This is a genomic window from Kribbella caucasensis (genome assembly GCF_004361855.1).
Lineage (GTDB): Bacteria > Actinomycetota > Actinomycetes > Propionibacteriales > Kribbellaceae > Kribbella > Kribbella caucasensis.
Genome location: NZ_SNWQ01000021.1, coordinates 93,878 through 113,377, shown reverse-complemented (window position 1 = coordinate 113,377; position 19,500 = coordinate 93,878). Strand labels below are relative to the sequence as shown.

Annotated in this window: 20 protein-coding genes and 1 tRNA gene; 4 read left to right on the top strand and 17 right to left on the bottom strand. The window is 68.0% G+C overall.

Annotated features, from left to right (window positions below):
- Positions 1–18 precede the first annotated feature (18 nt).
- Entirely contained in the window at positions 19–1,041 is a 1,023-nt protein-coding gene (locus EV643_RS34010; protein ID WP_202869881.1) for a hypothetical protein, read from the top strand.
- 28 nt (positions 1,042–1,069) lie between these two features.
- On the opposite strand, the gene EV643_RS34005 is transcribed toward EV643_RS34010, so the two are convergent.
- The 4 genes from EV643_RS34005 to EV643_RS33990 form a co-directional block, all read right to left on the bottom strand.
- Complete coding sequence (locus EV643_RS34005; protein WP_133804293.1) at positions 1,070–1,546, bottom strand: cupin domain-containing protein; 477 nt, start codon at positions 1,544–1,546, stop codon at positions 1,070–1,072.
- A 133-nt stretch (positions 1,547–1,679) separates the two neighbouring features.
- The gene (locus EV643_RS34000; RefSeq protein WP_133804292.1) at positions 1,680–3,236 is read right to left on the bottom strand and encodes an HD domain-containing phosphohydrolase; all 1,557 of its coding nucleotides are present in this window, start codon (positions 3,234–3,236) and stop codon (positions 1,680–1,682) included.
- A 48-nt stretch (positions 3,237–3,284) separates the two neighbouring features.
- Complete coding sequence (locus EV643_RS33995) at positions 3,285–4,160, bottom strand: diacylglycerol kinase catalytic domain-containing protein (RefSeq protein ID WP_133804291.1); 876 nt, start codon at positions 4,158–4,160, stop codon at positions 3,285–3,287.
- The gene (locus tag EV643_RS33990) at positions 4,157–5,155 is read right to left on the bottom strand and encodes an SPFH domain-containing protein (protein WP_133804290.1); all 999 of its coding nucleotides are present in this window, start codon (positions 5,153–5,155) and stop codon (positions 4,157–4,159) included. Before EV643_RS33990 ends, EV643_RS33995 begins: the two co-directional genes overlap by 4 nt.
- Positions 5,156–5,235: 80 nt before the next feature.
- Between EV643_RS33990 and EV643_RS33985 the strand changes: the two genes are divergently transcribed.
- Positions 5,236–5,919, top strand: a complete 684-nt coding sequence (locus EV643_RS33985) for an NUDIX hydrolase (protein WP_238165988.1) — start codon at positions 5,236–5,238, stop codon at positions 5,917–5,919.
- Here the strand turns inward: EV643_RS33985 and EV643_RS33980 are convergent.
- The 10 genes from EV643_RS33980 to lipB all read right to left on the bottom strand — a co-directional run bounded on the left by EV643_RS33980 (position 5,906) and on the right by lipB (position 14,151).
- Positions 5,906–6,793: a carbohydrate kinase family protein gene (locus EV643_RS33980; protein ID WP_133804289.1), complete on the bottom strand. Its 888-nt coding sequence runs from the start codon at positions 6,791–6,793 to the stop codon at positions 5,906–5,908. The two genes, EV643_RS33985 and EV643_RS33980, sit on opposite strands and share 14 nt — an antisense overlap.
- 76 nt (positions 6,794–6,869) lie before the next feature.
- Entirely contained in the window at positions 6,870–8,816 is a 1,947-nt protein-coding gene (locus EV643_RS33975; protein WP_133804288.1) for a CocE/NonD family hydrolase, read from the bottom strand.
- Positions 8,817–8,909: 93 nt separating this feature from the next.
- A complete protein-coding gene (locus tag EV643_RS33970; RefSeq protein ID WP_133804287.1) occupies positions 8,910–9,128 on the bottom strand; it encodes a helix-turn-helix domain-containing protein in 219 nt (72 codons plus the stop codon).
- A complete protein-coding gene (locus EV643_RS33965) occupies positions 9,128–9,730 on the bottom strand; it encodes a DUF2975 domain-containing protein (RefSeq protein WP_133804286.1) in 603 nt (200 codons plus the stop codon). The genes EV643_RS33970 and EV643_RS33965 overlap by 1 nt, the downstream gene beginning before the upstream one ends.
- A gap of 107 nt (positions 9,731–9,837) precedes the next feature.
- On the bottom strand, positions 9,838–10,467 hold the full coding sequence (locus EV643_RS33960; RefSeq protein WP_133804285.1) for a CoA transferase subunit B: 630 nt from the start codon (positions 10,465–10,467) through the stop codon (positions 9,838–9,840).
- A gap of 1 nt (position 10,468) precedes the next feature.
- Positions 10,469–11,257, bottom strand: a complete 789-nt coding sequence (locus EV643_RS33955; protein ID WP_133804284.1) for a CoA transferase subunit A — start codon at positions 11,255–11,257, stop codon at positions 10,469–10,471.
- A gap of 131 nt (positions 11,258–11,388) precedes the next feature.
- Positions 11,389–12,324 carry a tetratricopeptide repeat protein gene (locus EV643_RS33950; RefSeq protein WP_133804283.1) on the bottom strand — a complete coding sequence of 312 codons (936 nt, stop codon included), beginning with the start codon at positions 12,322–12,324 and terminating at the stop codon, positions 11,389–11,391.
- Positions 12,325–12,360: 36 nt separating this feature from the next.
- Positions 12,361–13,065, bottom strand: coding sequence for a carbohydrate-binding family 9-like protein (locus tag EV643_RS33945; RefSeq protein WP_133804282.1), 705 nt, complete (start codon positions 13,063–13,065; stop codon positions 12,361–12,363).
- A complete protein-coding gene (locus EV643_RS33940; RefSeq protein WP_238165986.1) occupies positions 13,058–13,483 on the bottom strand; it encodes a hypothetical protein in 426 nt (141 codons plus the stop codon). The genes EV643_RS33945 and EV643_RS33940 overlap by 8 nt, the downstream gene beginning before the upstream one ends.
- A gap of 29 nt (positions 13,484–13,512) precedes the next feature.
- Positions 13,513–14,151, bottom strand: coding sequence for a lipoyl(octanoyl) transferase LipB (gene lipB, locus EV643_RS33935; RefSeq protein WP_133804281.1), 639 nt, complete (start codon positions 14,149–14,151; stop codon positions 13,513–13,515).
- Positions 14,152–14,494: 343 nt separating this feature from the next.
- On the opposite strand from lipB, the gene EV643_RS33930 reads away from it, so the two are divergent.
- On the top strand, positions 14,495–15,496 hold the full coding sequence (locus EV643_RS33930; RefSeq protein ID WP_202869880.1) for an integrase core domain-containing protein: 1,002 nt from the start codon (positions 14,495–14,497) through the stop codon (positions 15,494–15,496).
- 70 nt (positions 15,497–15,566) lie between these two features.
- Here EV643_RS33930 and EV643_RS33925 read toward each other — a convergent pair.
- Positions 15,567–15,640 (bottom strand) — tRNA-Pro (locus EV643_RS33925).
- A gap of 9 nt (positions 15,641–15,649) precedes the next feature.
- Positions 15,650–16,609 (bottom strand): metallophosphoesterase, encoded by a 960-nt coding sequence (locus EV643_RS33920; protein ID WP_133804280.1) that lies wholly within the window; start codon positions 16,607–16,609, stop codon positions 15,650–15,652.
- 26 nt (positions 16,610–16,635) lie between these two features.
- On the opposite strand from EV643_RS33920, the gene EV643_RS33915 reads away from it, so the two are divergent.
- A complete protein-coding gene (locus EV643_RS33915) occupies positions 16,636–17,103 on the top strand; it encodes a GatB/YqeY domain-containing protein (protein ID WP_133804279.1) in 468 nt (155 codons plus the stop codon).
- Here EV643_RS33915 and EV643_RS33910 read toward each other — a convergent pair.
- Positions 17,100–19,490 (bottom strand): penicillin-binding protein, encoded by a 2,391-nt coding sequence (locus EV643_RS33910; RefSeq protein ID WP_133804278.1) that lies wholly within the window; start codon positions 19,488–19,490, stop codon positions 17,100–17,102. The genes EV643_RS33915 and EV643_RS33910 overlap by 4 nt on opposite strands.
- Positions 19,491–19,500: the final 10 nt, after the last annotated feature.

The following is a 19,500-nucleotide window of genomic DNA, read 5'->3' as shown; positions in this document are numbered from 1 at the left end:
GCCCCTAGCGTCGGGCGCATGACTATGACGCGACGCGCCCTGCTGGGGGCTGGTGGAGTCGGTATCGGTCTGGCCGCGCTCAATCCGGGCCAGTCCTTCGCGGTGACTAGGCGCCGGACTCGGGTGCTGTTGGCAACGAACGAGCCGTGGGGGACGTACCACGCGGCGCCGCTGCTGGCCGAGGCCGCGCGCCGGGGCTGGGAACTTGTCCAGGTGGTGCCGGACCGGTCGCGGATCACGCCGACCGATCCGGTCACCGTGGCCACGCTGGACGACGTTCCGCCGGCCGATCTGCTGGTCGTCAACGGTGCCGCGGACTGGCCGGCCGATGTGGCCGCGGCGCTCAACCGGATGCCGTTGGTGGCGAGTTCGCTGGCTTACCAGAAACCGGTGGAGGCGCCGCGGGCGAAGGAGTTCCGGTCTCGGCTGGAGCTCGTCACGGCCGCGTCGCCTGCCGAGTCGGACGTGTTCGCGGCGTACCTGGGCTGGAAGCGCCGGGTCCGGATGCTCGGCTCGCCGCAGACCGACAACCTGCCCGCCTATCAGCCGCAGGCGGATCGGGTGCTCGTGCTGACGAGCGTGACCCGGCCCGACCCGACCGGTGGGGCCGCGCCGGGGACCGAGTTGCTGCTCGATGCCGCAGCGAAGTTAGAGGCCGCGGGCAAACACATCGTGGTCGGCCTGCATCCGCGCGAGGACCGGACCCTTTGGGAGCGGTACGAGATCAGCCTGGTCCCGTCGGTCCAGGCATCGGCGACGGCGGAGTGCGCGGTCGGCATCCCGGGCACGGTGTTCCCGATCGTGGCCGCGGTCGGCGTACCGCTGGTCGGTTGTGTGGACCCGAAGCTGGAGGTGCCGGACTACATCCTCGACGTCTGCTCGTCGACGATCGACAGCCCAGAGCAGGCTGCCGATGCTGTGGAAGCCGCGCGACCGGCCAGCCGCGGCGACGTGTTCGCGGCGGTCGGCCCGATCGGTGGCTCAGCCCGCAGGCTGTTCTCCGCGTGGCACGCGACAATCACCTGCACCGAGGTCGCCTGACCCCTGCTGGACAGCGTGGCGCTCCCGGCTACACCGCGGCGGGCGAGTGAACGATCACGCCGTACCGCGCCGCCGTGGTGGCAAGGGTTGCGACCGCCTCGGGGGCAGGAGGCCCGGCGGGGACGTCGGTCGGCAGCCTGCCGGAGAGCTCGAGGAAGAACTCCTCCAATCCGCCGGGGAGACAGACGAGCAGAGCCCGAGCGGGGCGGTCCGACAGGTTCGCGAAGGCATGCGTGCGTCCCTTGGGCAAGAACATCGCCTCCCCGGGAGCCAGCGCCGAGCGGCCGTCTTCGGTCTCGAGGACGATCGTGCCTTCGATCCCGTACCACATCAACGCCTCACGGGTGTTGGTATGCCGCGGAGCGCCGGCGCCAGGCTGGACGGAGACTTCGAGGACCCCGGCGGCACCATCGGTGTGTTCGTTCCGCAGCAGGATGTGGTTGTCCATGCCGAGGAAGGTGGACGTCTGGCGCTCATGGACGCTGATATGCACGTTGTTGCTCATGACAAGCCTCCGGTCTGTCGGGCGGGTGATCCTGGACCCCGCGGTACTCACGTCCTCATAGTTGATGACCGGTGTGCGTGCGGCATCGGTAGGACCTACCCATTCTCGGGATGTTGGCGATCCGCGGCGTGGTTCAAGACTCCAAGGCGGGCAGCAGGTCGTGCTCCAAGGCGAAGAGTGCCGCCGCTGAGCGGCTCGTCACGCCGATCTTGGCGTAGGTGTTCTGCACATGGTGTTCGGCTGTTCGTGGCGAGATGTGCAACTGCTCGGCGATCTCCCGGTTCGAGCACGCCCTCGCGACCAGCCGAAGGACCTCGACCTCCCGATCGGTCAGTCCGGCCGGCCCGGCTGCCCGCCGACGATGGACCCGTTGCCCGGCAGCCTCGAGAACCGCCGCGACCGCCTCGTGATCGAGCCTGCGCCTGTCGGCGGCCGCCCGAAGCTCCTCGGCGGCATGTTCAGGATCCAGGGCATCACGGTGAGGACGCTGCTGGGTCATCGCCTGGTAGACATCCGCAGCCGCCAGCACGCGCGCGGAGATCGAGATCTCCGGAGTCCGGCACCCCCGGTGGTAGCCGGAACCGTCGAGCCGCTCATGATGCATCCCGGCGATGCGAGCCAGTGGCTCGAGAGTTCGCGACGTCGCCAGGATCCGTTCGGTGTGGTACGCGTGCAGGCGGATCTGCTCCCACTCCGGACCGGTGAGCGGCCCCGGTCTCTCCCAGAGCAGGTCGGAGATCCCGACCTTGCCGAGGTCGTGCAGCAAGGCGGCGACGTGCAGGCGCTGGGTCGCTTCGGCGTCGAACCCAAGGCGCTCTGCCGCGCCCTTGGCCAGCCTGGCGACCTCCTTCGAATGTCCATGGGTGAACGGGGTCTTCAGATCCACCAGATCGCCGAAGGCGGCAGCGACCAGCGGCAGATCGCCAGCCGGCTTCTTCACGACGGGTTCCGGTTCCGCCGTCAGTACTCCTGCCCGCGGATCCCCGGCGTCGGCGTCCCTCAGCAGCGCATCCGCGTTCGCCACGAAGTCCGCGACGATCGCGGGATCGAGGAGCGAACCGCTGCGGCGTGACACCGCCTGTACGGCGAGCTCGACACCTCCGATGTCGTAGAAGAGGGTCGCTTCGGACGCCACCCGCGCAACGCGGGCGGGCACGCGAATCTCGTCCCCCTCGAGCCGCTGGGGGAAACCGCTCCCGTTCCACGCCTCCTTCACCTGGAAAAGGGCACTCTGCACTCCGTCGGCCAGATCGATCCGGCGTGCGGTTTCCCGCGCGATCTCACACACAGCCGAGTCGTAGTGCCGTCCCAGCGCGCGGCCCCGGGTCAGGATGAAGGCCGCGGTTCTTGCCCGCGCCAGGAGCGGCATCCCGCGCGTGGACTCCGGGATCAGCGACCAGAAGATGTCCTTCGGATCCGCGAAGTTCGTCCTCGCGCCTGCCTGGTTCGCTCTCAGTTCGTCGCCGAACGCGGCGGACATCTCATGGGAGAACGCTGCACATCCAACGTGGGACAACAGCGAGGTGTAGAAGGTTTCGCCGGTCTCGTGCTCAGACAGGCCGATCTTTCGTGCGAGGGCCACTCCGACAAGGCACGAGCGCATCGCGTGGCCCGGCGCCAGCCCGTAGCCCAGGTCAGCCGCGAGAGACAGTCCCGCCAGCAGGTCGGCAAGACGCAGATTGGTGCCCACCGTTCGATTGTGACCCGCCCGGCCGGTGCCCAGAAGAACTTGAGGTGGTCACCTGACCAGGTGGAGACGGATGTCGGCGACTGTGATGTCGAGACGTTGGCCCCAGCTGAGGACGAGGGTGTCGGACTCGACGCCATCGCCGAAGACCACCAGGTCGGACTCGGCCGTGACGGTGAGGTGCTGGTCCGCCATCAGCAGACCCTCCGTGCAGTCGGTGCCGGTCGCGGGCGACGGCCAGGCTTCGCGAACGAACCAGCAGAGTGTTGACTCGGATGCTGTCGGCAACATGAGCGGACTGTGCCGCTCCTGCCAGGCCGAGCGACACCAGCCGGTCGAACCGGTCCCCGTGCCCACCAGTAGGCCGGACGACGACTGGCGCTCTTCCAGCGCGTCGGGCGAGCGAAGCCGATAGCGGGCCGACTGGTGTGTCTGGTGGCCGACGTACACCTCGTTGAGGGCGAGCAGCCGCTGCCCGTCATCGGTGCTCGCGGCAACCATCGTTCGTTCCTCCACGACTGTCGACCCCAGCAGCCCGGCCACCGCCGCCGGCGGGTGCGGCACCAGCACCCCAGGGTTCCGCGCCGGTTCCGGATTCACCCCGATCACCGATTGCCCGTCGAGGTACTTCGCCACGTTCGCGACCAGACCGTCCTGACCGACCGCGATCACCACATCCTCCGGCCCGAACACGAACCGGTCCAGATCGTTGCGCTCGGCAACAGCGCGCCGCCAGTCCAGCGGGATCGCCGCCGACACCGTGGCCAGCGCCTCCTGCTGGGCCTGATGTCTGGCGTCCAGCTCGGCCAGATCCCGGCCCCGGCTGGTCAGGAAGAAGCCGGCCTGCTGACGGGTGCCGTGCCGGGCGACCAGCTCGGTGAGCTCGGTCGCCCGGTGTACCAGCACTGCCCGAGGTGGCAGGCTCATGCCTGGTTCCCGGACGTCAGCCTGGTCAGCAGCGGCGTGATCAGGTCCGGGGTCAGGTTCAGTGTGCCGATCTCCGGCAGCGCGCCCTGCTTGATCGCCATCGCCAGGATCTTCGCCTGGTCGAGCTCGGCGTACGCCTCCAGCAGCGCCTTCTCGGCCGCCGCCTCGGCAGCACCGATCACCCGCTTGGCGTCCGCCTCGGCCTCGCTCAGCGCCCGCTTCCGGCTCGCCGCGGCCTCGGTCTCGATCCGCCCGGCCGCGGCCGCCTCGGTGGCGCGCTGCCGCTCGTTCTGCCCGCGCTGGGTGACCAGCTGCTCCTCGCGTCGAGCCAGCTCGATCTGGTTCTGCAGCTCGTTCTCCGCGATCGACCGCTCCCGCTCGACCGCCATCGCGCGCCGCTCGTACGTCGCCTTGTCGGCCGCCTGCTGCACCATCTCCCGCGTCGGCGTCTGCAACGCCTTCTCCACTTCACGCTCGGCACGTACGGCGACCACGCGGACGTCTTCCACGCCGATCCCGAGTCCGGTGAGCCGTTGGTCCTCGCGGAGCCCAGTGCTCATCGTCTGCCGCAGCGACGCCATGCCCTCGGACAACGCCTCCGTCAGGTTCATCCGGGCCAGTACGTCCAGCGCGGTCTGCTGGGCCAGCTCGGTCATCAGGCCGCCGAGCTGCTCGAGCGGCGTGGACCGCCACACGCCCGTGTCCGGGTCGATCCCGAAGTCGAGCCGGGTCGACGCGAGCGCCGGGTCGATCACCCGGTACGTCACGGTCGCCTGCACGGTGACGTCCTGGAAGTCGATCGTCCGGCCGTGGAACAGCAGCGGCTGCTCGCGGTCGTCGATCGGCACCTCGCTCAGCGAGGAGTTCAGCGCCCGGAACCAGAACGCCTGGCCGGCCCCGTCGTGGCTGAGCTTGCCGTTGCGCAGGTGCCGGACGTGGGTGGTCGGGTTGGCCCGTAGGTGACTGATGAAGCGGAACCGGGTGATGTCTGCCATCTCTCATCTCTCCTTGTCGTCAGTATGACGATAAGGCCGGTGATCGCTTTTCGTCAAGGTGACGATTAGAGTGGTCCGTCATGGACTTCGAGCCGATGGGCGTGGCTGCCGACCTGATCATCCTGACCGTCCGGGACGGGTCGCTGCAGGTCTTGCTGATCCGCCGCGGGATCGCGCCGTACAAGGGCCGCTGGGCGTTGCCGGGCGGATTCGTCCGGCCGGCGGAGGATCTGGAGACCGCCGCGCGCCGCGAGTTGGCGGAGGAGACGGGACTAGGGTCGGACCGGATCCACCTCGAGCAGGTCGCGACGTACGGCCAACCGGGGCGCGACCCACGCGGCCGGGTGGTCAGCGTGGCCTATTTGGCCTTGGTCCCGGATCTGCCCACCCCGGTCGCCGGGTCGGACGCGGCGTCGGCGTCCTGGGTAGGGGTGGCCGACGTGCTGGGGGATCCGAAGCGGCTCGCGTTCGACCATCACCGGATCCTGACCGACGCCGTCGAGCGCGCCCGTGCCAAGCTCGAGTACTCCCCGCTCGCGACCGCCTTCTGCGCCGACGAGTTCACCATCTCCGAACTCCGTGGTGTCTACGAAGCGGTCTGGGGGCAGGCCCTGGATCCGCGCAACTTCCACCGCAAGGTCACCAAGACCGAAGGCTTCGTCACCCCGACCGGTGCCACCACCACCCGGGACGGCGGCCGCCCCGCGCAGCTCTTCCAGCGCGGCACCGCGACCACCCTGCATCCACCCCTCACTCGCGCCTGAGCGCAGCCAGTCCCTCGGCGGTGATGAGGTCGGTGTGGGTCCCGGCCGAGCCGCAGGCCCACGCGCCCGCGATCGATCCGGCGGCCGCGGCCCGCTCCCAGCTGTCGCCGTCAAGCCAGGTCGTGAGGAACGCCGCGACATAGGCGTCGCCGGCGCCGTTGCTGTCGACAACGGGGCGGTCGGCGAGCTGAACAGGCGGGACGTGAACCGGTTCCAGACCGCGGGCGTACAGGTAGCTGCCGTCGGCGCCTGCCATGACGACCACCGCTTCGGCACGTCCGTGCTTGAAGATCCACTCGATCGCGTCGTCCGGGAGTGCGGCGGCCGAGACGAAGACGACGTCAGCCGCCATCGCGAAGTCCTGGTGATACGGATTGTGGCCGTCCCAGTCGTGCAGGTCGGTCGACACCGTGCACCCGGCGGCGGACAGGTCGGGAAGCGCCTGGCGGGCGAAGTCCATGATCGACACATGGACGTGCCGGGATCGCAGAATGGGCATCCGCCAGAGGTCCGGGTCCACCTTCAGGTTCGGCGGGTGCCGGCCGTCGTACAGGGACAGCCGGCGGCCATCCGGGGCGACCAGGTTGACCGCCCGCCGGGTCCCGCTCGGGTGCAAGGCGCCGGCGAACGGGATGCCGAGATCCTCGTACAGCCGCCGGATCTGCCGGCCCTCCAGGTCGTCACCGATCACGTCCACCAGACCGGTCCGCAGCCCGAGCAGGTGGCAACCGAGCACGACCCCGTGCCCCGTATGGCCGACGTACGACTCGATCGGCTGCACGTGGATCGTCTCCACGTCTTCCAACGGCAGCGACGGCACCCGCACGATCGTGTCGACCCCGACCCCACCGATCACGAACACATCCAGCTCCACCCCGCAATCCTCCCGGAGAACCCCCCACTCCGACGAGGGGTTCACCGGTCAGATCGCAGGTTCTTTACGGAAAGCGTTACCGCGAGGTGTCGACGAACTGGCGGATCAGCTCGGCCGGGTCCTTCTCCGGCTCGGGGTGGGCCTTCACCCGCGCCGGCACCGGCTCGGCCGGACCGGGAGTACGCAGCGTCGTCGTCGCGCCCGCCAGGGGCAGGGTGAGCGACGAACCCACCGGGTCGATGGTCAGCGCCCGCCGCGCGTCGAGATCGTCGGGGTTGCCCGGCTCGACCGTCAGGATGAGGCCGATCCGGTGTCCCGCGGCGAACACCGCGTCGTCGGCGTTGAGCTCGAACGACAGGTCGTACCAGACCCCGCGCTGCAACGACTCCCGCTGGGTCAGCGACTTGTAGTGACCGATGTCCGCCATCGTGCGAGCCACCACGTTGAGGTCGGACTTCGCAGTCGCGATCCCGGTGTCGGCGTAGCAACCGGTGTCGGTCGTGGTCCCGTCTCCCCAGCACGTCGTCGTCGGCTTGGCGAAGTACGTCGTGTAGCGGTTGGCCGGGCCGTAATCGACCAGGCGGGCCTTGATCGCCGCCGACGGCTGGGACGACTGGACGCGGACCTTCACCGTGCCGGTGCCGGACAACCGTACGGCGCTGGTCAGCTCGTTCGTCAGGAACACGGCTCGGTCGGATCGCAGGGTCGTCGGGTCGAGCACGTAGTCGTCGTCGGAGTCCTTCCGATCGGAGAAGTTGACTGTGCCAGACGTCGTCACCGCATCCGTCGTCAGCGTGCCGGCGGTCCGCCCGGCCGACGCCGCCAGCGACAGCTTCGTCTGCTGGGCTCCGGCGGCCGGCCAGGTCGCCTCGGTGGTGAAGGTGCCGTCCTCGCGCTGGAGCATCGCCATCGGTGTGTCCATCACGCCGTTGTCGAGACCCTGCAACCAGTGGTTGAACCACGGGTGCAACCGCTGCACCCAGGTGTCGCGGTAGCTGAACGAGTCGATGTGGACGTCCTGGTGCAGGAAGATCTTTCGCGGTACGCCGTTCTTCGCCAGCTCGTCCCACCACTCGCCGAAGTGCCTGGTCTTGACGTTCTCGTCGTTCAGCCCGTGCACGACGTACACGCTGGACCGGACGTTCGCGGCGTCGAGGCGGTAGTTGCGCGGATCCCACCAGGAGCTGTAGCTGCCGGTCGCGGAGTCGGACGCGGTCTCCAGGTCCTTGGTCAGTTGCGGGCAACGCGGACTCACGTCGTTGCTGACGTAGTCGTGCAGGAAGCCGACGTACTTGCCCCAGAACGGGACGCCGTAGCTGCGGGTGTAGTCGTACCAGCTCGAGATCGCCGCGATCGGCACGATCGTCTCGAGGCCTTCCACGCCGGTGCCGGCGACCGAGTTGGCGATGGTGCCGTTCCAGGAGACGCCGATCATGCCGGCCTTGCCGGTGGACCAGTCCGCTGTCACGGGGCTGCCCGACGGCGTGAACCCGTTGGCCCGGCCGTTCAGCCAGTCGATCACGGCCTTACCGCCGGCGACCTCGTAGTCGCCGCCGACGTCGTCGCAGCCGGAGGAACGGAAGGTGCCGATCAGATCGACGAAGGCCACCGCGTAACCGCGCGGTACGAAGTAGTTGTCCAGCCAGGTGTTGAACACCTGCCGGGTGCCATCGGCGTCGAAGTAGCTCGCCGGGTTCGAGGCGTAGTACGGGGACGCCTGGATGATGACCGGTACGTCGACTCCGGCCTGCGCGGCCTCACCGGGCCGGATCAGGTCGACCATCACCCGGTCGTTCACGCCGTTGTCGTCGGCGTCGACCGGCACCTCGACCGAGACCCGCTCGTGGATCGCGTTGTCGTAGTCGTAGACGGCCGTTGTTTGCGTACCCGAGACGAAGGGTCGTGACTGTGCTGGTGGTGCCGCGCCGGAGGGGAGCGGGCTGAGGGCGGTCGCGGCGAGGACGGTGGCCGCTGTGGCGGCGATGGTTGCCCGGCGGGATCGCCGGAACGAGCTGAGCAGCATGGGCGGACTCCTGAGCTTGGGCGGGCACACCCCGGGCTGTTCAACCCAGGGCGTGCCCGCACACTAGGTGGTCGCCATTGCCCACGCCAGACCTCAGTTGAGCTTCAGGAGGTCGCCCGGCTGGCAGTCGAGGGCGTCGCAGAGCGCGGTCAGGGTGGAGAAGCGGATCGCCTTGGCGCGGCCGTTCTTGAGCACCGACAGGTTCACGACGGTGACATCGATGCGCTTGGCGAGTTCGGTCAGGGTCATGTCGCGCTCGGCCAGCAGACGACCCAGGTTGACCTGGATCCGGTGGCTGTCGTCGGCCGGCATCACACCAGCCCTTCGGTGTCTTCGCGGAGCCGTACGCCGATCCGGAAGGCCTCGGCCACCGCGGCGACGAGCGCGGCCACCACCAGCGGCAAGAACGAGAAGTCGACCGAGAACGGCACGTGTTCCTCGAGCGACGTGCCGGCCACCAGCTGGTGGGTCGTGATCCCCGTCAGCAGGCTGTCGCCGAACGTGCCGACGACGATCAGCGCGGCAATCCCGAAGAGGCGGAACGGGTTGCGCGGAGCGAAGGGGTCACCCGCGCCGAGTGTCCGCGCGACCAGGAACAGCCAGTAGATCCCGAGCAGAATCAGTACGGCGTAGAAGACGGCCGGCAGGTCGAGCAGAACCCGCTCACCGAGGCTCGGGTCGGCAACCTTCAGCGTCGCGGACTCGGAGACGGAAAGCTTCATGCCATCCGCCTCAGCGAGATCGGTCCCCACATTCGGGTTCACCAGAACGTCCCGGGTGCTCACGACGTCCAGCGCCCCGGCGACGTGCAGCAACGGGAGCACCAGGCCCCAGAAGGCTTCTATGACGAAGGCGATGCCGAGCATGCCGGTCAGAACACGGGTGTCGGTACGGCCCCAGCTGGCGAACCCCATGGCGTCCCCCTATCGTTTCTCGATAATATCGTTGGTCGATACTAACGATAAACGATATGTCGATGTCAAGCGCCGTACGACGACCGGGCCGGCGGTCGTCGTACCGCTTACTGCTTGATCGGGGCGCCCGTCTTCTCTTGCAACTCGTCGAAGGTGACGCCGTCGGCAAGCTCGACCAGCTTCAGGCCGTCGTCGGTGACATCCAGGACCGCGAGGTCGGTGATGATCCGGTCGACCACGCCGCGACCGGTGTAGGGCAGGTCGCACTCCTCGAGGATCTTGTGCGAACCGTCCTTGGCGACGTGTTCCATCAGCACGATCACCTGCTTCGCGCCGTGCACCAGGTCCATCGCGCCGCCCATCCCCTTGACCATCTTGCCGGGGATCATCCAGTTGGCCAGGTCGCCCTTGGCCGAGACCTGCATGGCGCCCAGGATGGCCGCGTCGATGGCGCCGCCGCGGATCATCCCGAAGGACAGCGACGAGTCGAAGAAGGATGCCCCCGGCAACGTGGTGACGGTTTCCTTGCCGGCGTTGATCAGGTCCGGGTCCTCTTCGCCCTCGACCGGGTACGGGCCGACGCCGAGGATGCCGTTCTCACTCTGGAGTACGACGGTGACGCCGGCCGGGATGTAGTTCGGCACCAGTGTGGGCAGCCCGATCCCGAGGTTCACATACGAGCCGGTCTCGAGCTCCGCAGCTGCCCGGGCCGCCATCTGCTCACGGGTCAGTGGCATCTCAGGCCTCCAGCTTCTCGCGGGCGGCCTCGTAGGCCTCGCGGGGTTGCACCGTACGCTTCTCGATCCGCTTCTCGATGTTCTTGCCAACGGCAACCACCCGCTGGACGTAGACACCCGGCAGATGGATCTCATCGGGGTCCAGCTCACCAGGCTGGACCAGCTCCTCGACAGAGGCGATGGTGATCCGGCCGGCCATCGCGGCCAGCGGGTTGAAGTTGCGCGCGCTCCGGTCGAACACCAGGTTGCCGTGGGTATCACCCTTCAGCGCGTGCACCAGGCCGAAGTCGGTGGTGATCGACTCCTCCAGCACATAGGTGACGCCGCCGATCTCGCGGGTCTCCTTCGGCGCCGAGGCCTTGGCGACCGAGCCGTCCTCGTTGTACCTCTGCGGCAACCCGCCATCGGCCACCTGGGTACCGACCCCGGTCGGGGTGAAGAACGCGCCGATCCCGCAACCGCCCGCCCGCAGCTTCTCCGCCAACGTGCCCTGCGGAGTCAGCTCGACCTCCAGCTCACCGGACAAGAACTGCCGGGCGAACTCCTTGTTCTCCCCGACATACGACGACGTCATCTTCGCGATCCGCTTGTCCGCCAGCAGGATGCCAAGACCCCAGTCATCGACACCACAGTTGTTCGACACCACACTGAGCCCGCTCACCCCCCGGTCATGCAGGGCGGTGATCAGTTCCATCGGGTTGCCGCACAGCCCGAAGCCGCCGACCGCGAGGCTCGCGCCGTCGCCGATGTCGTCGACCGCGGCCCGCGGCGACTCGTACGTCTTGTCCATCAGCTGCTCCGTTGCAGGTCTGCGCTGGGTCAGCCCGACTCTAACCAGCCATGTGCGAGTCGGGCGAGGGGGACCTTCTGTGGCCGCTGCCACAGGTGTGGCGGTGTCCCACAGCCGTATGTGGGCTGGCCCTACGCGGAGGCCTCGGAGTTGATCAGCAGGTTCAGCTCGTGCATTGCCTCGTAGCGGGCGTCTTCCAGGTCTTCCGAGTCGCGGGACACAACGACGGCCAGGTGCTCTCTGGCCGTCAGCAGGTCGCCACTGCAGCGGGCGACCCTGGCCAGGCCGATGTGGGCGGCAGCAGCGGTTTCCGGCAGGTCGGCGTGCTCAGCCAGAGCCAGCGCCCAGCTGAAGTCCTCGCCGGCCGCATCCAGGTCACCCTGACGGCGGTAGAGCTCGCCGCGCTGGCACAGCAGCAGTCCGGACTCGTCGTCCGCTCGGAGCTTCTCGGCCAGCTCCAGGGCCTCGCTGATGATGTCGACAGGGTCATCGACGATCTCTCTGAGCGCGGTCAGCGCCAGGAACATCCCCCAGCGGTCGTCGAGCATCCGGAAGCGTCCCAGCGCCGTGCGCAGCGCCTGAGCGGCGTCACCCGGCGTGGCGGAGGTCAGGCCTGGATAGCCACGGCACAGCTCGACCGCTGCCCTGGTCCAGGCGTCACCGTCCTCGTTCCGCGCCAGTACCTCTTCCACCACCGAGGCGGACTCGAACGGCCCGAACACCAGCGACCACAGCAGCACTGTCACCGAGTACCGAAAGGGTCCTGTTGTGGCCAGCACGATCTGCTCGGCCAACTCCAGCTGCTCCTGCTCAGCTGACGCGGCGCCGTGGAGCACTGCCAGCAAGTACTCCTCGTCGAGCCCGACAGGCACTGTCCGGCCCAGCATGCTCAGCACCCGCTCCGCCGCCGCCGCAGCCTCGTCCTGCATCCCGTGCGACCACCAGTAAGTCGAGTACTCCGCAACCAGTCGCAGCGCGGCCCGGGGGTCGGTGTCACAGGCGCGCTCGATGGCGCTCACGACCTCATCGTCGTACCCGTCGTCACCCCAGAACTCCACGTAACTCATTGTCACCCTGCCCCGGTCACGGGCTGACAACGGGGGTCAAAACTGGAGCACGCCCCACGTCGCCGGTCGGTGCATGTCGACCACGTACTGCGGCGACCAGACCCAGAAGTCCGACTCCTCGCCCTTGCGGTACGCCCCGTCCACGACCTCGTGCGGCCACTGGCACCGCATCAGGTTCATCCGCCACTCGTCCCCTGGTTGCGGAGGCGTCGCGCCGCCTTCGTTGAACTGCGCCAGGTCGGACCACGGCAGCGAGAACTCCACCGTCCAGCCGGTGTCGGTGTCGCTCGGGTCGTTCAGCGTCCCGTTCACCTGTACTGCGGAGCGCAGGCCCGGCAGGTTCGTCGGATCCACGGCGACCCCACCCTCGGCGTACGGCTTGGGCAGGGTGAGCTCCCAGATCGTGCCGAGTGGGTTGATTTCGAACTCGTAGTAGTTCAGCCCGTCGCCGTCCGGGTCGAGGAACAGCTCGAAGTTGTTCTCCTCGTACAGGAACGTGTTGCGCTCGGTCATCGTTGACCAGACGTGCGGTTCCTCGAGCTCACCGCCGACGTACAGGTGGGTGTCGTCGTACAGGAGCTTCGCCCGGGTCCGGAACCGCGGCACCGATCCGTCGCCGCGGATGTCGACGAAATCGCTGGTCCACGGCGCCTCCGCCCAGACCGGGTGGCTCAGCGTGCCGTCGATCGGCGGCGGCGTGCTGACCCGGTGGGCCTTGTAGCGGGGGGACTGGTCAGGCATCGGCACGCTCCAGGAATCCGGCGATCAGATGGGCGACTTCGAACATGATCGCGGTCAGCGCCGGTACCACCAGCAACGTCCAGGTGCTGAACAAGCTGTCCGACAGAAAGCCGACCACGATCAGGACCATGAACGCTACGCCGAGAAACGCCACCAGCTTCGGATGCGGCATCGCCAGCCGGCTCAACGCCATCGCCGCCAGCACCACCGTCACCACCATGGTCAGTACCAGCAACGGAAGCCCGAACGCGCCACAGTTCGAAGCGCCCCGGAACCGATCGCACCCTCGCTCGCTGAGCCAAACCATCGCGATGACGACGAACCCACTCAGCACCCCGACCACGGCCAGAATCAGCAGTGGCGGCAGCGGCGGGGCGTCGAACCGGCGGGCCTCGCTGTCGTCGTCGGGCTCGGTCATGGGCCGCAGGCTACCGACAACCGACCGTCCTAGACAGCTCCGAGAGCGGTTGCGACGGCGGCCCGTACTTCGGCCTCGGTCGGCGCCGGCCTGCCGCGCTCGGCGGCCAGTTCGGCCAAGGAGACCATCGTCACGTCGTGCAGGCCGCATGTTGTGAACGTGTGAAAGACGGTCATGTCGGGGTCGACGTTGATCGAGAATCCGTGGCTGGTGACGCCGTGGCGGATGCGCATGCCGATCGAGCAGAGTTTGCGGTGGTCCTCGGTCCAGACACCGACCAGGCTGCTCGCGCCGCGCGGGGTGTCGCGCCGGATCAGGGGGAAGCCGAGGGTGCCGAGCGCCTCGATCAGGCCGTTCTCGACCCAGCGGACGATGTCGACGGGGCCACGCCGCTTGAGGTCGATCACCAGGTAGCCGACCAGTTGGCCCGGGCCGTGGTACGTCGCGAAGCCGCCGCGGTCCACCGCAACCGTCGGGATCGCGGCCGTCTCGGCGGGTAGGTCGGCCAGGGACGTCCGCGGGCCGTAGGTGATCACCGGTGGATGGCTCAGCAGGAACAACCGGTCTCCCGCGTCCCCGTCGATCCGCTCGGCCACCCAGGTCTTCATGTCCTTCGCGGCGACCTCGTACTCGACCTCACCCAACTCGACCCGCTGCAGCACACTCACGCCGCCCAGCGTAGGTCGGGCTGGAAATGACTGAGGGCGGCGACTCTCGCGAGTCACCGCCCTCATCTGTCGGGCTGACAGTGTTCTGGTTCACGACATCCCGGACACGTGTCTCACGACATGCCGGACTGATGTCTCCGGAGATCCCGGGATGAAGTGCCGCCCGCGCTGAGCGTGCGGTCATGACATCGAATAGATTGCTGATCACCGCGATGGTGGTCGAGAACCGTCCTGTCCGGGAGGTCGCCGCGACCTACGGCGTCTCAACCTCGTGGGCGACGCGGTCTTCGATCCACGCTCCCGACGGCCCGCCTCCAACCCGAACGCGACGCCCGTAGAGGTCGTGGACCTTATCGTGCGGCTCCGCAAGGAACTGGCCGACCAGGGCCTGGACGCCGGCCCGGAGACGATCACCTGGCACCTGGCCCACCACCACGACATCACCGTGTCGCGGGCCACCGTGGCCCGACATCTCACCGCCCGCGGCATGGTCACTCCAGAACCGAAGAAGCGGCCGAAGTCGTCCTACATCCGCTTCGAAGCCTCGATGCCCAACGAGTGCTGGCAGTCCGACTTCACCCACTACCGGCTCACCCGACCCGACGGCCGACCCGGCGCCGACACCGAGATCCTGACCTGGCTCGACGACTGCACCCGCTACGCACTACGCATCACCGCCCACCACCGAGTCACCAGCTCGATCGTGCTCACCGAGTTCCGCAGAACCGTTGCCACCCACGGCATCCCGGCCTCCACCCTCACCGACAACGGGATGGTGTTCACCACCCGTCTGGCCGGCGGCAAAGGAGGCCGCAACCAGCTCGAGACCGAGCTCCGCCGACTGGGCGTGGACCAGAAGAACGGCCGCCCCTGGCACCCCCAGACCCAGGGCAAGGTCGAACGCTTCCAGCAGACCATGAAGAAGTGGCTCCGCGCCCAACCCGACCAGCCCGCGACCATCGCCGACCTCCAGGCCCTGCTCGACCGCTTCACCGAGGAGTACAACCAGCGACGGCCACACCGGTCCCTGCCCCACCGGGCCACCCCGGCCACGATCTACACCAGCCGACCCAAGGCCACCCCCGGCGACCGCACCGACGACACCCACGACCGGATCCGGCACGACCGCATCGACAAGTCCGGCAAGATCACCCTGCGCCACGGCGGGACGCTCTACTCCATCGGCATCGGCCGAACCCACGCCCGAACCCGCGTCATCGTCCTCGTCCAAGACCTCGACATCCGCATCATCGACGCCGCCACCGGAGAACTCCTCCGCGAACTGGTCCTCGACACAACCCACCGCTACCAAGGCACCGGCAGACCACCAGGCCCCACCCGCTAAAAACCAAGGACGGCCGAACCCACATCTATTGGGTTCGGCCGTCCGCGATGTCCTGAGACATCACAATCTGTCGGGCTGACAGGATTTGAACCTGCGACCTCGTCGTCCCGAACGACGCGCGCTACCAAACTGCGCCACAGCCCGAAGCCGGAGTTAGCTTACATGTGCCCTTGGCTCGGACGAAATCGGGTTAATCCGCGGAACCAACGTGAGCAATGTCGCCTCCGGCCGGCAGGCGAACCGGACCGGCGCATACGGCGAGGTGCCGAGCCCGGCCGACACGTGCATGGTCGCCTGACGGCCCTCGTAGCCCCAGGTGCTCAGGCCCTTCACCCGGGACGTGTCCAGATCGCAGTTCGTCACCAGTGCGCCGTACACAGGAACTGCGAGCTGCCCGCCATGGGTGTGCCCGGCCAGCACCAACGGATACCCGTCGCCGACGAACGCGTTCAGCACCCGCTGGTACGGCGCATGGGTGACCCCGATCGACAGGTCGGCGGCGGGATCCACCTCGCCCGCGACCTCGTCGTACCGGTCGCGTCTGATGTGTGGGTCGTCGGTGCCGGTGAAGTCCAGCCGCAGACCGTTGACCTTGAGGGTGGTCTTCGCGTTGTTCAGGTCGGCCCAGCCGGCATCGGTGAAGGCGCGGCGCAGTTCCTCGTACGGGAGATCCGGGCCGTGGGGTTTGTGCCGCTGCTTCTGGGGTGGGAGCAGGTAGTTCGCCGGGTTCTTGAAGTGCGGCTTCCAGTAGTCGTTCGAGCCGAAGACGAAGACGCCGGGCAGGTCGAGCAGCGGGCCGTGCGCGCGGAGCAGGGGGAGCACCGAATCCGGGTGGGCGAGGTTGTCGCCGGTGTTCACCACCAGGTCGGGCTCGAGCGCAGCCAGATCGCTCACCCAGCGGATCTTCTTCTCCTGCTTGGGCATCAGGTGCAGGTCGGACACGTGCAGCACCTTCACCGGCTCCGCGCCCGGCGGCAGCACCGGCACGGTGAACCGGCGCAACGTGAACCACCGCACCTCGATCGCCGCCGCGTACCCAACGCAGGCAGCACCAACCGCACCGACGACGGCAGCGGTCCTAAGACCCGTATGGGCAAGCCCGGAGAAACTCATTTCACCAGCCTGCCACAATCGTGGGCATGTCCAACTCCGAGCTGAAGCAGCGCCTGCACGACGACATGACCGCCGCCCTCAAGGCCCGTGACGACATCCGCAAGTCGACCCTGCGGATGGCGCTCACCGCCGTCACCAAAGCGGAAGTGGCCGGTAAGGAGGCCCGGGAGCTGTCCGACGCCGAGGTGCTCGACGTGCTCACCTCCGAGGCGAAGAAGCGGCGCGAGTCCGTTACCGCCTACCGCGAGGCCGGCCGGGAGGAACTGGCCGACAAGGAGCAGGCCGAGGCGGACATCCTGGCCGAGTACCTCCCCGAGCAGCTCACCGCCGAGGAGATCGCCGCCCTGGTCACCGAGACCATCGCCGCCACCGGCGCTGCCGAACTGGGCCCGCGCGGCATCGGCAAGGTGATGGGCGCCCTCCAGCCCAAGGTCAAAGGCAAAGCCGACGGCGGCGCCGTCTCCGCTGAAGTCAAGCGCCAACTAGGCGCCTAGCGGCGGTTGCAGTTGGGGTACTTCGGGTGCCAGGGCGGGCAGGCCGGGTTGGTCGTCGGGATGGTGATCGTGGGTTTGCCGGGGGTCGGCGGCTTCGGGATCTGGGGCTGACCCTTGGAGCCGTTGGAGATGTAGATGGTGATCATCGAGCCCTCGGGAGCGCCGTCGCGGCGTCGCGGACTGGTGTAGGCGACGGTGCCGGCGGCTTCCTCTGAATCGACCATGCCCGGCGCGACCTGGGCGGTGAAGCCGGCCTGCTGGATCCGGTTGATGGCGTCCTGCGGGCTCATGCCGGTGACGAACGGGATGTCCTTGACGTCACCGCGGATGGTCTTGTCGCTGGGGGCAACGAAGTGGGTCTCCGGCATGCCCTTCAGCGCGTTCCGCATCGCGGTCTCCCAGAGCGGACCGGCGGTGCCCGAACCGGACGCGTCGTTCATCTTCTTGCCGTCGAGCGTCTGGTTGATCAGGTTCGTGTACGGCAGAGTGGCGTCGGCGACCACCGAGGCGGCGGCGAGCCGGTTCGAGTAGCCGACGAACCACACGGCCTTGTTGGCGTTGATCGTTCCGGTCTTGCCGGCCAGGTCGCTCGGGCCGAACTTCAACCGGGCACCGGTACCGCCCGGCTCCATCACCTCGTGCAGGACCCGGTTCACACCGTCGGCGACCGGCGGGCTGAGCGCCTGCTTGCAGCTGATCCCGGGAGTCGCGATCGGCTTGCCGGCCGCGCCGTTCACCGCGGTCACCACCAGCGGCGTGCAGTACTTGCCGCGGGCGGCGAAGGTGGCGTACGCGTTCGCCATCATCAGCGGCGTCACGTAGCCGACGCCCAGGGTCATCGAGACGACCTGCTCGAGCGGCTTCTCCTGCTGGGCGTCGTACATCCCCAGGCCGGCCGCGATCGTCGCGATCGAGCACAGTCCGGTCTGCTGCGAAAGCTGCAGGAAGTAGGTGTTCGTCGAGGCGCGGGCGGCGTCGATCATGGTCAGATCGCCCTGCGCCGCGGTCGAGTTGCTCGGCCGGTAGGTGTCGAAGGACTGCGTCGTGCCGGAACAGGTGCTGAACTTCTTCCGGGTCAGGTCGATCGTGCGCGGCGACATGATCCGGTGGTTCAGCGGGAAGCCCTTCTGGATCGCGGCGGCGATCGTGAAGGCCTTCATCGTCGAACCGTTCTGGAAGCCGCCGTACCCACCGGCGTACGACTTCTCGACGTTGTAGTTGTAGGCGGTCTGGAACCTGCCGCTGCCGTACGGCCGGCTCTGCACCATCGCCTTCACCAGCCCGGTTCCCGGCTCGACGATCGTGATGGCCGCGATCGCCTGGTCGTTCGCGCGGGAGTGCTCGTTGATCGACGCCTGCGCGGCCGCCTGGATCTTCGGGTCGAGGGATGTCTTCACGGTGATGCCGGCGGTCTTGATGTAGTGCTCGCGGCTCTTCGCGTCCCGGCCGAACGCGCTGTTCTTGAGCAGCTGGGAGACGACGTACTCGCAGTAGAACGGGTAGCGGGAGTTGGCGCAGCCGTTCGGGACCTTGTTGACCTTCTTCGGGTCGATCACCGGAGTCTTGATCGCGTCCGTGGCCTGCTTGGCCGTGATCACGTTCAGCTCCTGCATCCGGCGGAGCACCACGTCGCGGCGGTCCTTGGCCCGCTTCATGTTGTTGGTCGGGTCGTACCCGGTCGGGTTCTTCACCAGGCCGGCCAGGGTCGCGGCCTGCGCCAGATTCAGCTTCGCGGCAGTGGTCGAGAAGTAGTGCCGGGCCGCGGCCTCGACGCCGTACGCGCCGTCGCCGAAGTTGGCCAGGTTCAGGTACTTCTCCAGGATCTCGTCCTTGGAGAACTCCTTCTCCACCGCCACGGCGTAGCGGAGTTCGGCGATCTTGCGCTCGTAGGTCTCGGCGGTGGCCGCCTTGACCTCCTCCTCGGTGCGCGCCTTCTCGATCAGGCTCATCTTCACGTACTGCTGGGTGATGCTCGATCCACCCTGCTGCACGTCGCCCTGGCTCTGGTTGCGGATCAGGGCGCGCAGGGTGCCCTTCGCGTCCAGGGCGCCGTGCTCGTAGTACCGGTCGTCCTCGATCGCGACGATCGCCTTGCGCATGATCGGGTTGATCTGATCCAGCTTCACCGGGACGCGGTTCTGCTCGTACAGGTTGGCGACCAGCGAGCCGTCGGCGGCCAGGATGCGGCTCTTCACCGCCAGCGGCTCGGTCTTCAGCTCCTGCGGCAGATCCTGCAGGGTCTCCGAAGTCTTCTCGGTGCCGTAGCCGGCCAGTCCCGCGAACGGGATCGCCAGACCGGCCGCCAGCGCGCCGGACAGCACGCTCACTCCCAAGAACAGAACCACCGACTGGACGACGCCCCGATCGTCCCTCTCCCTCACGCGCATGGGGGAGAGC